A 17,202-nucleotide genomic window follows, 5' to 3' on the forward strand; every position below is an offset into this window, starting at 1 on the left:
CCTCTGGGTTACCGAAACCGCGCTTTCACACGTCCGTCGCTGTCGGGTAGGACGCCAGCGTCTCGAGCGACCGCATCCACAGCTCCTGCAGTTCGCTCACTTCCGCCGCGCTGAGGATCCCCGCCGCATAAACGATGTTTCCCCGCAACGTCCACTCGCTGTTCTCGCCGCTCTGTACCGCCACCAGAGAAATGTCCAACACACCCATCAGAGGCATCGTCCGGGCCGCGGAGCCGACGATGCCGGGAGACTCGGGGGCCAGCTGCCATGCGCTGTCCCGCACGACGCCGCCGGGGCCGAACTGGCCAAGATAGTTGAATCCGATCTGCGGCACCACGCCGTCCGCCAACCGGCCCGCGCCGCCAGGAGCGAGCTCACGAAGCACCCCGTAGCCGATGCCGCGATCGGGCACCGCCCGCAGTTGCTCCTTCACCCGCCTCACCACAGCTGCGGAAGCTCCCGGATCCGTCAGCGCCTTGACGGGATCGATGTCGACGGTGTCCAGCCCGACCGGGAACCATGTCGTGAACCACCCCACCGTGCGCGCCAGATCGCTTCCGGGCACGAACGTCTCCTCGCGCCCGTGACCTTCGAGTCCGATCAGCACCCGTCGATGACCGACCCCTCGCCTCGCCCGCCACACCCCGACAGCGATCGTCAACGAGCCGAGCAGCACATCGTTGATCTCGGCGGCCAGGGCACCAGGCACCTCCTTCAGTACCGGGCCGGAGACCTTCGCGGGAACCTGGATCGTGAGGATCTCCGCTGCGCCGCGCGTGTCGAGCGCTGCGTCCAGCGGACGGGAACCGAGCAACGGGTCATCCGCCGTGACAGTCCCGGCCCAGTAGTCCGCCTGCGCGCTCACATCCTGCTCAGCGGCGCGGCCCGTGAGCATCTCCGCCCAGGTCAGCAAGCTGGTGCCCACCGGCAGCAGCGGCTGCGCGGTGCGGCCGGTCTCCAGCTCCCAGGCCTGCCGAAGATCCTCTTCAAGAACCCGCCAGGACACCCCGTCGACGGCCAGATGGTGAACGACCAGCAGCAGGCGGCTTGTCGCATCGGCGCAGCCGGTGTACCAGACCGCCCGCCACAGGATGCCGGCGTCGAGGCGCAGCGAACGCGCCAGTTCCTCCACCCGCGCCCGGTTGCCGCTGCGCCAGGCCGGATCCGGCCACGCCGGCCTCAGCGCCTCGATCACCACCTGATCCCGCGCGACTTCAGCAGCGCGGGCCGGGACCTCAAACCGGAAGGATCCGTCGGGAGCCGTCGCGAGGCAACCGCCCAGCGCCGCATGGTGCGCGACGACCCTGTTTAGTACCCGCAGCAACATATCGTGTGTCATTCCGGCTGGCACCACGAATGTGACCGCCTGCACCAGGGTCGAGAATCCAGGCAGATCGACTTCCTTGTTCGCGATCGGCCACAACCTGGCGGACCGCAGATCCTTCCGGGGGGCGGTGGGCTCCGCCGACGCCGACTGGCGTGCATCAGAAAGACGGGCCAGCCCGGTCACCGTCCGCGTCGAGAAGACGTCCGCGGCCGAGATGACGACACCCGTACGCCGCATCCGGGACACCAGCTGGATCGACAGGATGCTGTCCCCGCCCAGCTGGAAGAAGTCGTCCTCGACAGACAGCTGAACATCGTCGTTCAGCCCCAGCAGGTCACGGACGACAGCGAGGACAGCTCGCTCCGTGTCCGTTGCGGGTGGACGCCCGTGGGCGGTCGACTGCCCGAGATCGGGGGCGGGCAGTGCCCGCCGGTCGAGCTTGCCGGTGGTGGTCAACGGGAAGGCCTCAAGACGGTTGTAGGAGGCGGGGATCATGTAGTCGGGGAGGTGCTGCGCGGCATACTCACGAAGCGACCGGCGAAGCACATCATCATCACCACCACCCACACCGGCCGTCGTGACATAGGCAGCCAGAAACTTTCCACCCGAAGGATGATCCGCCGCGATCACCTCGGCCCGCACCACCTCCGGATGCCCCGCCAGCACATCCCGGATCTCCCCCGGCTCGATCCGATACCCACGAATCTTCGTCTGCTCGTCAGCACGACCGAGATAGTCAATACGCCCCTCGTCGTTCCACCGAGCCAGATCACCCGTCCGATACATCCGCGCCCCCGGCTCCCACGGGCACGCCACGAACCGCTCAGCAGCCAACGCAGCCTGCTCCCAGTAACCCCGCGCATTACCCGCACCCGCCAGATACAACTCGCCCGCAACACCCGGCAACGCAAACTGCAGGTTCTGATCCAGGATGTACGCCCGAGTATTGAAGATAGGCGTACCCACACTCGGATTCGAACTGTCCGCAAGATCCGCACCAAGCGCATTGATCGTGTACTCGGTCGGCCCGTACAGATTGTACGACTCCACCCCCGGCGCATCCCGCAGCTGCTGCCACAACCGCTCCGGCACCGCCTCACCGCCAAGCGACACGAACACCACACCCGTCGCCTCCGCCGACACCGACCTGCCCGCCGGCCGATCACGCTCCAACAAACCCTCGTCCACCAGCACCTGCCCGTACGAGGGCGTCACATCAAAACCATCAATACGCTGCTCGTCGTAATACGCCAGCAACCGCTGCGGATCCCGACGCATCTCCTCGTTGATCACATACACCGAATGGCCGTTCAGCAGCCAGAACAACTGCTCCCACGACGCATCGAACGAGAAAGACGTCGTATGCGCGATCCGCAGCCGCCGCCCACCCTGATGCGCCACCACCCGATCGAAGATCTTCTCCACATGATTGGCATACATGTTCGTCAGACCCCGATAACCGACCGCCACACCCTTCGGCCGACCCGTCGAACCAGACGTGAAAATGATGTACGCCAGATGATCCAACGACACCTCCCCGCCCCGCTCGACCACCGTCACCGGCCCATCCGCCAACTCCCCGACCCGCGCCCGCACCACCACATCGTCGAGATTCACCACCCGCCCCGCCACGGACCCCAACCGCGCCACATCACGATCAGTCACCAGCGTGACCGTCGGACCCGCCACCGCCAGCATGTAACCAATCCGCTCATCCGGCAGCTCCGCATCCACCGGCACATACGCCGCACCCACCACGAACACCGCGAACATCGCGATGACCATCCGCTCGTCACGCGGCAGCAACAACGCAACCCGATGCTCCGGGCCAACCCCCCACTCCAACAGCAGCCGCGCATACCGATTCACCTCCGCAGACAAACCCGCAAACGTGAAACTCCGCGCACCCGCCACCAACGCGATCTCCCCCGGCGACCGCACCACCTGACCAGCAAAAAGACCCGCAACAGTGACGCCGGCGAACTCGACTGGACGTCCAGCGGTCCAGGACTCGACAGCGACTCTCTCGTTCGCGATCAGCAGATCGACTTCGGCGATGGTTCGGTTCGGATCCTCGGCGATCGCGCCAAGGATCTTCTGAATCACGCCGAGGAAACGAACCGCCGTTTTCTCCTCGAAGAGATCCGTGCTGAATGTCAGCAGTACGGATGCGCCGGCATCGGAGTCGACCAGATAGAGATCGAGGTCTCCCTTGACGGCACCCAGCCCCACCATGCGAGGCCGCACGACGAGATCCCCGGTCGCTGGATCCGCTCGGCGCCCGGTGCCACGCTGGTAGGTGAGCATGACCTGAAACACCGGATTTCTGCCGACGACCCGGTCAGCCGAGATCGCCGTGACGATCTGGTCGAAAGGCGCCGCCTGATGCTCGAAGCCGTCCAGCACGGTCTGCTTCACCCGAGCGAGAACATCGGCGAACGTGTCACCGGGGAAGAATCTGTGGCGGAGCGGAATCGTGTTCACGAAGTATCCGACGACGCCTTCGAGACCATCCTCGGTACGACCGCCGACCGGGGCACCGAGAACGACATCGTCACTCGCGCTCATGACCGACATCGCCAGGGCGACGGCGGCCTGGGAGATCATGAACATCGAGACCCCGTACGCATCCTCGACGCGCCGCAGATCAGCCACGACATCGGAGGAGACGGTCAGGGAGACGTCTGCTGCACGGTAGGTCGGTTCGGCTGGCCGGGGCCGGTGGGGGCTTATCGTGGATTCACCAGGAGCGTCCGCCAGGGTGTCCGCCCAGTACCTCAGATGGTGGTACAAAGCGGATTCCGGATCGGTGGGCTGACCGAGCACGGTCTGTTGCCAGACCGCATAGTCCGCGTACTGGATCCGGACCGGCTCCCAGGCCGGCGTCTGCCCCTTGCTGCGCGCCGCGTAGGCGACGAAGAGGTCTTCCAGCAGCGTCGGCGTGGACCATTCGTCGACGGCGTGGTGATGCACCGCGAGGACGAGGATCCACTCGGCGGCACCCACCCGCAGCAGACCGGAGCGGACCGGGATGTCCGCGGCGAGGTCGAACCGGCTCCGCACGAGTTCCCGAAGACGCCGGTCGACCGCGTCCTGCCCCGCCCCGATGAAGTCCTCGGGAACCAGCGGCACGCGCAAGGCCGCCGCCTCCGCCGTGAGGATCTCCTGATGGAGCTGCCCGTCGTCGCCCACGATCAACGTTCGCAGCGCCTCGTGGCGGGTCATAACATCGTGCACCGCCGACCGCAGGGCGGCCTCGTCAAGTTCTCCGGACAGGTGCCGGATCAGCGGGACGACATAGCGGGCTCCCGGGCCACCCATCTGCTCGATGACCCACAGGGACCGCTGCCCGTACGTCACAGGCAGGACATCCGGGCGTGGCAGCTCGCCTACTCGTGGTATTGGGGAGACGGCCTGGGTCCCTGCGTCGACGACCCGCGCCAGTCCTTCGATCGTGGCCTGCTCGAATATGTCCCGCAGGGTCAGCGCCGAGCCTAGGGCCGCATTGGCCCGCGCGACGACGCGGGTTGCCAGCAACGAGTGACCACCCAGCCGGAAGAAGTCATCGTTCGCTCGTAGACCGACCTCGGCCCCGAGGCCCAAGACCGCCCGGAACACTTCCGCCAGCGAGTGCTCGGCCGGCGTCTCAAGCGCGCGCCCGTCGGTGCCGGTGATCTCACTGAGATCGGGGGCGGGCAGTGCCCGCCGGTCCAGCTTCCCGTTGACCGTGGTCGCGAAGGCCTCAAGACGGTTGTAGGAGGCGGGGATCATGTAGTCGGGGAGGTGCTGCGCGGCATACTCACGAAGCGACCGGCGAAGCACATCATCATCACCACCACCCACACCGGCCGTCGTGACATAGGCAGCCAGAAACTTTCCACCCGAAGGATGATCCGCCGCGATCACCTCGGCCCGCACCACCTCCGGATGCCCCGCCAGCACATCCCGGATCTCCCCCGGCTCGATCCGATACCCACGAATCTTCGTCTGCTCGTCAGCACGACCGAGATAGTCAATACGCCCCTCGTCGTTCCACCGAGCCAGATCACCCGTCCGATACATCCGCGCCCCCGGCTCCCACGGGCACGCCACGAACCGCTCAGCAGCCAACGCAGCCTGCTCCCAGTAACCCCGCGCATTACCCGCACCCGCCAGATACAACTCGCCCGCAACACCCGGCAACGCAAACTGCAGGTTCTGATCCAGGATGTACGCCCGAGTATTGAAGATAGGCGTACCCACACTCGGATTCGAACTGTCCGCAAGATCCGCACCAAGCGCATTGATCGTGTACTCGGTCGGCCCGTACAGATTGTACGACTCCACCCCCGGCGCATCCCGCAGCTGCTGCCACAACCGCTCCGGCACCGCCTCACCGCCAAGCGACACGAACACCACACCCGTCGCCTCCGCCGACACCGACCTGCCCGCCGGCCGATCACGCTCCAACAAACCCTCGTCCACCAGCACCTGCCCGTACGAGGGCGTCACATCAAAACCATCAATACGCTGCTCGTCGTAATACGCCAGCAACCGCTGCGGATCCCGACGCATCTCCTCGTTGATCACATACACCGAATGGCCGTTCAGCAGCCAGAACAACTGCTCCCACGACGCATCGAACGAGAAAGACGTCGTATGCGCGATCCGCAGCCGCCGCCCACCCTGATGCGCCACCACCCGATCGAAGATCTTCTCCACATGATTGGCATACATGTTCGTCAGACCCCGATAACCGACCGCCACACCCTTCGGCCGACCCGTCGAACCAGACGTGAAAATGATGTACGCCAGATGATCCAACGACACCTCCCCGCCCCGCTCGACCACCGTCACCGGCCCATCCGCCAACTCCCCGACCCGCGCCCGCACCACCACATCGTCGAGATTCACCACCCGCCCCGCCACGGACCCCAACCGCGCCACATCACGATCAGTCACCAGCGTGACCGTCGGACCCGCCACCGCCAGCATGTAACCAATCCGCTCATCCGGCAGCTCCGCATCCACCGGCACATACGCCGCACCCACCACGAACACCGCGAACATCGCGATGACCATCCGCTCGTCACGCGGCAGCAACAACGCAACCCGATGCTCCGGGCCAACCCCCCACTCCAACAGCAGCCGCGCATACCGATTCACCTCCGCAGACAAACCCGCAAACGTGAAACTCCGCGCACCCGCCACCAACGCGATCTCCCCCGGCGACCGCACCACCTGACCAGCAAAAAGACCCGCAACAGTGACGGGTGCCACGTCTCGGTGCAGATCGGCGGCCGGGCCGGTGTGCGGTTCGACCTCATCGGGCAGTAGCACCGCCAGCCCGCCGACCGGCGCGCGCAGACGGCTCGCGATCGCGTTCAGTGTTGCGACGTAACGCGCCAGTATCCGCTCCGCGCTGGCCTTCTCGTACGCGTCGCGGCGGTAGGAAAGCCGTACATGCACGGACGCGGATCCGGCTCGCTGCCATATGTTCACCGCGAACGTCACCGGATAGTGCGTGGCGTCGTCCACGGCGGAGCCGACCACCCGGATGCCGGCCCAGTCACGTTCGTCGCGCACCTGGAAGGGCAGGTTCTGCACCACGAACAACGTGTCGAAAAGCCTCGCCATACCAGCTGACGCCTGAATGCTCGTCAGCGCGGTGTCGGGATGGTCGATGACGCGCAGCTGCTCGGACTGCACCCGCGCGAGCACCTCCTGAGCTGTCTCGAACGGGCTGAGACGCACCCGCATCGGTACCGTGTTGAAGAGCACCCCGATGGTCCGGTCCGCATCAGGAAGCTCGGGCAGGCGGCCGGACACCGTGTTGCCGAACACCACGTCGTTGCTGCCGGTCAGGCGGCTGAGGGCGACAGCCCAGGAGACCTGCAGGACGGTACCCGCTGTCACCCCCGCGGTTCGCGCTGCGCCGAACACCGCAGCAGCAGCGGAGGGATCGAGATCGTAATGCAGATCATCCGTGTCGATCTGCCCCGCGCCGAGATCGCCACCCGCCGGCCAGAGCATCGTCGGGCCGGGCAGTTCGGCGAGATAGTCGCTCCAGGCCCGGGCCGCGGTCTGCGGATCCCGGCCGTCGAGCCATTCAAGATACGAGCGGAACGAGGCCGGGCGGACGCGGTCCGCGTACCCGGGATCCGCATAGATCGTCAGGATCTCCTCGAACAGGGCCTTCAACGACCAGCCGTCCAGCAGAATGTGCTCGAAGCTCATAGCCAGCACCCAGGAGTCGGTCGCTCGCTCGATGAGGGTGAACCGGAGCAGCGGTGGGTTCTGGAAGTCGAAGGGTGCACGTCGTTCGGCTGCCAGGAAGGCGCCGATATCCACCCGGAGCGCGGACCACTCGGTGAGCGAGATGACACGGAACGGTGCATTGGCGGCAGCGGGAATCACCTGCGCCTCACCCGAGGGTACGAAGGCGGCGCGAAGGTTCGGGTACCGGCCGAGCACGATCCGCACGGCGCCCTTCATGCGGTCCGGGTCGACCGCGCCAGCCAGGTCCCTCGTGGCCTGCGAAACGTAGGCGTTGTGGTCATCCGACTCCTGCGCGCGCACCATGTGGTAGAAAATGCCGCGCTGCAACGTGGACAACGGGAGGATCTCGGCGGTCCTTCCGTAGCGGGCCCGGATACGCTTTTCGTCCTCTCCCGAGATCGTGAGACGGTCGGCTCGACGGAGATGAAGCCCGCCTGGCGACGGCCTCGACAGCGCGAGCCCGAAGTCGACCTGGGTGGCCACGGTGGCGATCTGCTGCGCCAACGCGCGCGCGTCCAGGTCGACGCCAGCGGCTGTCTCGACCGCCACCCGGATCGTCTGAGGCTCGGCCGTCAGGTCCGGGCCGATCAGGATGCAGATGTCGAGCTGGATCGGGCTGTCCGCGGGGATCGCGGGAACCGATGCGATGCGCTCCGCCGCGCTGCGGAACACACTGATCCGGATGCTCGGGGCAGGCAGATCGTCGAAGAAACGGTCGAGCTGCGGGCGAGCACGCAGGGACGTGTAGTCAGCCACCCGCTCGGGGCTCAGAGCAGGCGGCAGGTGAGTGCCGCCCGCATTCGTGCTGGTCGCCGGTTCAGCGAGAAGTACCGGGTAGTTCCAGACCGTGAAGGCGTCCGCGGGCTCTCGGCGTTCGACGATCAGCTGGCTTTCACCGAGCGCCCGGTGGAGGGGGCGAGCGATCGCCTCCCACGCCTCACGTGGTGTTGTGCCGCCCGTCTCACGCTGGCCGGAGATGCCGACAGAATGTACCGCGAAGGTCGGTGCTTCGCCTGCCTTCGACGGGAGGCTGACGTCTCCCACCGCGGCGAGCTGGTCGATCCAGTCGTCCCAGAAGGGATCCTCGAGGATCGTGCTGAGCTCGACGTCAGTCCGTTGGTCGCTGCCGGCCCGCGGTGTCTCGATCACCAGCCGGCTCTGCATGGCGTAGCCGGCGACAAGCTCGGTGAGCAGCGCTGCCACCGCGTCGAGGGTCTCGACGTTGTCGTGTGCGGCGACCAGCTGGCCGCTTCCGTCGTCGAGCACCTGCAGCTGCAACCCGGCGTCGCCCAGCGCGAGAGCGACGTGATCAACGGCAGCCCGCCACAGCACGGCGTCCTGGATGTCGAAGGCGGGAAGCGCCAGGCGGAAGGCTGGTCGTTCCTGATCGGAGGCCACCCCTTGAAGCCCGGACTCGACAGCGGCCTGAACCAGCTGCGCAAGATGGACGGCCGCAAGCTCAGGATGGCGCGCACCGAGGGTCAGGAACAGCCGCGTCTTCTGCAGCAGCCGTGCCGAGGTTTCTTCGGAGAACAGTTCCCTGGCCGCGTTCAGGTGCAGCGCCAGCGCACCGTCACCACGCCTCGTGATGGAGTAGACGAGGTCGAACAGGGCGGGCCGGGCCGCACCCGGCCCGCCGCTTGCGACCGGGACGTACGGGGTGAAGGCCCCGGCTGGGCCCTGCTCCGGATCGGCCTGGTCGAGATAGCCGGCCATCACCTGGAAGAGCGGGCTGATCCCGGGGGCACGGACCGGCTGGATCGCCTCGACGACGGCGTCGAAAGGCACCAGCTTGCGCTCGTTCGCCGCCAGCATGCGCTCCCGCATGTTGGCGAGCGCCGGCCCGAATCCGGCCGCCTCGTCGATGTCGGAGCGGACGACGACGGTGTTCACGAAGTAGCCGATCAGATCGGCCAGTTCCGGCAGATCGCGCAGGCTGGTGGGGACACCGATCGGCACCACGGTGCCGCTCCCCTCGCTCCACAGTGCGAGGGTCAGTGCGGTCATCAGCCCCTGTAGCGGTGTCGCCCTGCGCTCGACGAGCAGCGCGTCCACGGCATCGACGTCAGCGGCGGACAGCACGGTGGTCGCCGGTCGGACCGTGCGCGAGTCGGTGTCAGTGCGTGGGTGGTCGATCGGCAGTGCGGTCTCCGTAGGGAGACCTTCGAGCGCACCGCGCCAGTACTCGATCTCACGCCGGTGGCGCGACTGCGCATCCCGGGAGTCACCGAGCACGGTCCGGTGCCAGAGCACGAAATCCGCGAACTGCACCGGGAGCTCAACGAGCCCGGCCGACATTCCAGCCACCTCTTCGCGATAGAGAGCATTCAGATCGCGGAGGAAGGGGTCGAAGGACTGCTCGTCGGAGACGATGTGATGCCCGGCAGCAACGAGCAGATCGTCGTCCTCCCGGCGGAGGAGATGGAATCGCAGGCCGTGGTCGGACGCGAGGTCTATTGGGGCGGCGACGAGTTCGGCGATCCTCGCATTCGACGCCGCCGCGGTGGTCTGCTCAACCGTGACCAGCGCCGCGTTCGGTTCCGCGTCCGGGTGGATCCGCTGCCGCAGTTCGGCGGCGTCCTCGTCGAGCACGAAGGTTGTGCGCAGGATCTCGTGCCGGGCGACGAGACGACGAACGGCCGCCTGCAGGGCACTGACGTCGACCGGTTCGCGTGACTGGACAGTCATGGCCATGCGGTAGATCGCCCTGCCGGCAATCTGGTCGGTTATCCACAGGGATCGCTGTCCGAAGGACGCCGGCAGCTCGGCGGGCCGCGGCAGCTGCCCGATCTGCAACGCTGGCACCGTCGAAACACGCGAACCGTCGAAGATGATCCCGGCCAGGCCGGCGATCGTGGGATGGTCGAACACGTCCCGCAGGTCAAGCCCTGAACCGAGAACAGCGTTGGCTCGGGCGACGACCCGCGCCGCGAGCAGCGAGTGCCCGCCAAGTCGGAAGAAGTCGTCGTCGACCGACAGCGCTTCGCTGGCCGGGAGAGCGAGAACGTCACGGAACACGCCGGCCAGCGACAGTTCGGTGTCGGTCTCGGGTTCCCGGCCGCCACCCGACCCCGCGGTGAGGTCGGGGGCGGGCAGCGCCCGACGGTCGATTTTTCCACTCGCAGTCGTAGGGAGGGCGTCCAGGTGGGTGAACGACGTGGGGACCATGTACTCCGGCAGGTGCGCGGTCGTGTGGTCCCGCAGCACGTCGACCAGCGCCGCCTCGTCGGCGGGGGCGGCTGAGCTGGTCGTGACGTAGGCGGCGAGGAACTTCCCGCCGGCGGGGTGATCGAGCGCGGTGACCACGGCGCCCGACACGACAGGATGGCGTTCCAGAACAGCGCGGATCTCGTCGAGCTCGATCCGGAAGCCGCGGACCTTGACCTGGTCATCAGACCGGCCGAGGTACTCAAGCTCCCCCTGGCGGTTCCACCGGACCAGGTCCCCTGTTCGGTACAACCGCACGTCCGGGCCACCGTGCGGGTCGGCGACGAACCTCTGCGCGGTCAGACCCGCCCGGCCCACATAGCCGTCCGCCAGCTGCACCCCACCCAGGTACAGCTCGCCGGTCACCCCTACCGGCACCGGACGCAGCCACCCGTCGAGCACCCGCACATACGAGTTCGACACCGGCCGGCCGATCGGTGTCGAGTCGGCGTCCGCGTCGAGCCGGGTGATGTCGTAGCTGGCGATCTCGACCGCTGCTTCGGTCGGCCCGTACAGGTTGAACAGCTCCGCCCGGTCGAACACCTCCCGGGCCCGGACAGCGGCCGCAACCGGGAGTGCCTCCCCGGTGAACGACACCAGGCGCACGGCCGGGAACGACCCCGGTTCCGCTCCCGAGTCCAGGAACGCCTGCAGCATCGACGGCACGAAATGCACACTCGTGATGTGTTGTCGGCGCAGCACACCGGCGATGTAACCCGGATCCCCGTGTGCGCTGTCCCGGGCGACCACGACCGCCGCACCGACGATCAGAGGGAGGAAGAACTCCGGTACCGACACGTCGAACGTGAACGGCGTCTTCAGCAGTACCCGATCGGACGGCGAGAACCCGAGTGCTTCCCGCCCCCACAGCAGCCGGTTCACCGCCGCGCCATGGGACACCGCAACGCCTTTCGGCCGCCCGGTGGTACCGGACGTGAAAATCACATAAGCGATGTCGTCCGGGGTGAGCGGACGCGACAGCACCGGCGCCTCGGAAGCCCCGTCCGTCAGCTGGCGACGGACAGCATCCTCATCAATCGTCATCATCGCCACGCCCGCCGCCGTGAACACATCCGCGAAGGCCGTCGCCGTCGCAGCATCAGTGATCACCACCCGGGCGGCACTGTCCTGCAGGATCGCCGTCGCACGTCTGGCCGGATATCCGGGATCAATCGGCACATACGCTGCGCCGGCCCGCAGTACCGCGGCCAGGCAGACCACCAGATCCGCCGACCGCGGCAAAGCCACCGCGACCCGGCCGCCCACCGGCACTCCCCGCCCGGCCAGAAGATGAGCCAGCGCGTTCACCCGCGCGTCGAACCGCGCATACCCCCACTCCACCCCATCGGCGTCATCCAGCACCGCAACCGCCCCGGGAGAACGCATCACCTGATCCCGGATCAGCCCGTCCACCGTCACGGCCGCAACGGCCATCCCCGCACCCACCGACATCGCACCCACCGATACGGCTTCAGCGTCGGACAGCACCTGAAGGTCGGCGATCAGCGTGTCGGGGCGGGCCGCGATCGTGGCGAGGTTTCGTTGCAGGAGAGTGAGGAATCGCTGCACGGTTCCCGGGTCGAACAGGTCAGTGGCAAAGCTCAGGGACCCAGCGAGGGAGTGCTGGGTCTCGTCCACGTAGATGTCCAGATCCGTCTTGACCGCTCCGAGCGAAGCGTGCTGTGTTTGGGCGGTGATTCCGGGAAGGTCGAGCAGGTCGGGCCCGTCGGGCAGGTTCTGATAGGTGAGCATGACCTGGAACACCGGGTTGCGGGTCGCGGACCGGTCGACGCCGACAGCGGACACGATGTGCTCGAACGGTGCGGCCTGGTGTGCGAGCCCGTCCAGCACCGTCTGCCGGACGCGCCCGAGGAGCTCGGTGATCGTGTCGTCGGGTCGGAGCCGGTGGCGCAGCGGGAGGGTGTTGACGAAGTAGCCGACCAGGTTCTCCAGGCCGTCCTCAGTGCGGCCCCCGACCGGGGAGCCGATCACCACGTCGTCTCCGCCGCCGAAAGCGGAGACCGTCAGCGCCAGCGCGGCCTGCACGATCATGAACATGCTCACGCCGTTGTGCTGCGCGATGCTGCGCAACCCCGTCACAGTCTCGGACTCGACGGCGAACCCGACATCGCCTGCCTGATGGGTGGGCTCGGCGGGGCGAGGCCGGTCCAGGGTGATCGTGGATTCCTCCGGCGCGTCAGCGAGGGCAGCACGCCAGTAGGCCAGTCGCTGAGCGAGTTCGGAATCCGGGTCGGCGGGATCCCCGAGGACGTGACGTTGCCAGATCGCGTAGTCGGCGTACTGAATGCTCGGCGGCGCCCACCCGGGCTCATCACCGGCCGACCGTGCCTGGTACGCGGTTGACAGGTTCTCCAGCAGCACCGGCAGCGACCACTCGTCCACCGCATGGTGATGCGCCGCCAGCACCAGCACCCACTGCGTACCGGACTCCCGCAGCAGGCCGGCGCGGAAGGGAATGTCTGCCGCGAGGTCAAATCCCTGCCGCACGAAATCGGCGATCCGTTCCGCCACGGCACCGGCACCGGCACCGGCACCGGCACCGGAGAGATCCTCCGGGACCAGTGTCAGGCGAAGGCTCGCGACCTGGGCAGGAACGACCACCTGGTGCAGCCGACCGTCGTCTTCGACAATCAGGGTTCGCAATGCCTCGTGCCGGGCGACTACATCCTTCACTGCGGCGTCGAGTGCGCTGACGTCCAGTTCTCCGGACAGGCGAAGCACCACCGGCACCACATACCGGCTCTCCGGTCCGCCCAGGCGATCAATCACCCAGAGGGCTTGCTGGCCGAAGGATGCGGGCAGGTCGGCGGGCCGTGGCAGCTGTCCGATCCGCAACGCTGGCACCGTCGAGGCCGTCGAACCGTCGATGATGATCCCGGCCAGGCCCGCGACGGTGGGGTGGTCGAACACGTCCCGCAGCGTCAGCGCCGAACCGAGGACCGTGTTGGCTCGGGCGACGACCCGCGCCGCGAGCAGCGAGTGCCCACCAAGCCGGAAGAAGTCGTCGTCGACCGACAGGGCTGTGCCATCGGGAAGTGCGAGGACGTCGCGGAAGACGGCGCCAAGGGACAGTTCGGTGTCGGTTTCCGGGGGGCGGCCGGTGCCCGACCCCGCGGTGAGGTCGGGGGCGGGTAGCGCTTTCCGGTCGAGTTTCCCGTTCGCAGTCGTAGGGAGTGCGTCCAGGTGAGTGAACGACGCGGGAACCATGTACTCCGGTAGGTGCGTGGACGTGTGCTCTCGCAGCAGGTCAGCCAGCTCCGTCTGGTCGGCCGGGGCGGCCGGGCCGGTCGTGACGTAGGCGGCGAGGAACTTCCCGCCGGCGGGGTGGTCGAGGGCGGTGACGGCGGCGCCGGACACGGCGGGGTGCCGTTCGAGGACGGTGCGGATCTCGTCGAGTTCGATCCGGAAGCCGCGCACCTTGACCTGGTCGTCGGTCCGGCCGAGGTACTCAAGCTCGCCCTGACCGTTCCACCGGGCCAGGTCCCCTGTCCGGTACAACCGCTCGTGTGGAGCGCCGTGCGGGTCGGCGACGAACCTTTCCGCGGTCAGTGCCGCCCGGCCCACATAGCCGTCTGCGAGCTGTACGCCGCCGAGGTACAGCTCACCGGTCAACCCGGCTGGTACCGGGCGCAGCCAGCCGTCCAGGATGCGCACGTAGGAGTTGAACACCGGTCGGCCGATCGGTGTCGAGCCCGCGTCGGCGGCGAGCTGGGTGATGTCGTAGCTGGCGATCTCAACCGCTGCTTCGGTCGGCCCGTAGAGGTTGAACAGTTCCGCCTGGTCGAACACCTCGCGGGCTCCGACGGCCGCGGCCACGGGGAGTGCTTCCCCGGTGAAGGACACCAGGCGCACGTCCGGGAATGTCCCCGGTTCGACTCCCGAGTCCAGGAACGCCTGCAGCATCGACGGCACGAAATGCACACTCGTGATGTGTTGTCGGCGCAGCACTTCGGTGATGTAGCTCGGGTCCCCGTGTGCGTTGTGACGGGCGACCACGACTGCCGCACCGACGATCAGAGGGAGGAAGAACTCCGGTACCGACACGTCGAACGTGAACGGTGTCTTCAGTAGTACCCGGTCGGACGGGCCGAAGCCCAGCGCTTCCCGCCCCCACAGCAGCCGGCTCACGACCGCGGCGTGCGAGACCGCGACACCTTTCGGTCGTCCGGTGGTGCCTGACGTGAAAATCACATAGGCGGCGTCGTCGGAAGTCAGCGCACGCCCAAGCACGGGACCGTCGGAAGCCCCGTCATCCAGCTGGCGACGAACAGCATCTTCATCGACGAGCACGGTAGCCACGCCTGCCGCCGTGAGCACACCAGTCTGGGCCGCCGCCGTCGCAGCATCAGTTATCACCATCCGGGTGGCGCTGTCCTGCAGGATCGCTGTCACCCGCTCCGCCGGATATCCCGGATCGACGGGGACATATGCTGCGCCAGCACGTAGCACCGCGGCGAGAGAAACCACCAGGTCCGCCGACCGCGGCAAAGCCACCGCGACCCGGCCACCCACCGCCACACCCCCCTCGACCAGGAGACGAGCCAGCGCATTCACCCGCCTGTCGAACTGCGTATACCTCCACTCCGCCCCAGCCGCGTCATCCACCACCGCGACCGCACCAGGAGAACGCATCACCTGGTCCCGAATCAGCGCATCGACCGACACCGCCGCAACTGCCATCCCCGCGCCCACCGACACCGCATCGACCGACAGGGCGCCGACCGACAAGGCACCGGCGTCGGTGAACACCTGAATGTCGGCGAGGTCGTGGAGTGTCGTGTCCGCAGCGCCACCAAGGAGATGGCCGAGGAACACAGCGAACGCGGCTGCGTGCCGCTCGGCCGCGTCTTCGGCCACCAGCGGTGAACAGCCGGAGACATTCATCCGCAGGTCCCGCCCGGGGCTGCCGTAGACCGACAGGTCCAACGCGCCGGTCGGACCCGGACTGATCAGCTCCGTTACTCCCGGCACCGTGCCGAAGACCGGTGTCGTCCGGAACATCTTGATGTTGACAGTGGGCAGTGCCAGGTAGGAGTGCTCCCCGCCCTGCCAGAGCCGGGCGAGCTGGTGGTCCTCGATCGCGGAGTTGTCCTGCAGGTCCCGGACCTGCGCCCGCACCACCGCCAGCACCTCGGCGAAGGTGCCTCCCGGACGCAGCGCGGTCACGACAGGCAGGACGCGGGCGACCGCACCGGGCACCCGCAGCGACTCCGCCACGCCGCGCATCATCGACGGCACCCGCACTGCCAGGTGATCCCGGCCCTCCGCCAGGGCGGTGTACAGCCCCCACGCTGTGATCACAAGATCGGTCCAGGTGCTCCGCGCCGCCCGCGCCAGCACCTTCAGACGATCATCGGCTTCGGGTGGGAGGACCACCGGAACAGGCCGGTAGGAGAACGAGAACAGCTCGGCTGGTGTGCTGCCCGCCGGCTCGGCCGACACCTCGACCGCAAGAACATCACGCCAGTGACCGACAACGGCGGGCCCGCCCGGTGTCGACGCCGGACCCGTGACGAGATCCTCCAGGTGACCGAACCACCTGGCCGGTGGCGGTGTTCCACCGACCGCAGCCGAATACAGCTCGGCCACCCGGCGGATGTACAGCGACATGCTGTACCCGTCAAGCAGAAGATTGTTCGTCGTGAACGACCACACCCACCCGCCACCGACACGTCTGAACAACGTCGACGACGTGACATCCGTAGCCGCCGAAGCCTCTCGCGCACCCACTGCGGCGCGAACCGCAGACCGGATCTCGTCGTCTGTGAGCTCCTCCTCGGCAACCACCGTTCGTAGCGAAAAGGCGCCGCCGACCGACTGCATCGGAGCCCCTTCATCGTCATGGATAACGGCCCGCAGAGCCTCGGTCTCCGCGAACGCCCCGCTCACCGCGGCAGCGAACGCCCCAGCGTTGATCGCACCGTCAAACCAGACCAGATCGCAGACACAGAACCCGGCGGAACCCGGGAACAATCGCTGCGCCGCCCAGTTCCCCCGCTGGGCAAACGAAAGAGGCAGCCGCCTTCCACCACCCACTCCCACATCAGATGGCGCACCACCCGCAGCCGACGCACTCCCCGTCTCACCGCGCTGACCAGCCATGTCATCAGTGTAGGGTAACCTAACCTAAATTTGCACGGATTGACGGAAGCTGTCTCGGCGATGTTCGCGACCGATCCCGGAGAGCGGCAGCACCCACCCCGCACGAGAATGTCCGGGTAGCACCTGGAGTCGGCCACCGATTCGACTTCAATGATCGATCTTTACGCTGAGCAGGGCTTATAGCTGTGCAGTGCACCTTTCCGAGGCTCCAGCCTCGATCCTTCACCGGGTGGGATCCCACGATCGTGGGATCCCACCCTCGCTGATGTTGGGTTCCGGGGTTCGAC

At 67.3% G+C, this 17,202-nt stretch carries 1 protein-coding gene and 1 pseudogene; both read right to left on the reverse strand.

Annotated features, from left to right (window positions below; genetic code table 11):
* Positions 1-25 precede the first annotated feature (25 nt).
* Complete coding sequence (locus tag MXD62_RS24340) at positions 26-15,493, reverse strand: amino acid adenylation domain-containing protein (RefSeq protein WP_368862446.1); 15,468 nt, start codon at positions 15,491-15,493, stop codon at positions 26-28.
* A gap of 393 nt (positions 15,494-15,886) precedes the next feature.
* A pseudogene (locus MXD62_RS40870) lies at positions 15,887-16,915 on the reverse strand (condensation domain-containing protein); the annotation flags it as partial.
* Positions 16,916-17,202 lie beyond the last annotated feature (287 nt).

The sequence above is a fragment of the Frankia sp. Mgl5 genome (genome assembly GCF_023242985.1).
In the GTDB taxonomy this organism is placed as follows: Bacteria; Actinomycetota; Actinomycetes; order Frankiales; family Frankiaceae; genus Parafrankia; species Parafrankia soli.

Bases quoted from the DNA above. Each gene is read 5' to 3' on its own strand.
- MXD62_RS24340 (WP_368862446.1), bottom strand. From the start codon at position 15,493: ATGGCAGTTGCGGCGGTGTCGGTCGATGCGCTGATTCGGGACCAGGTG.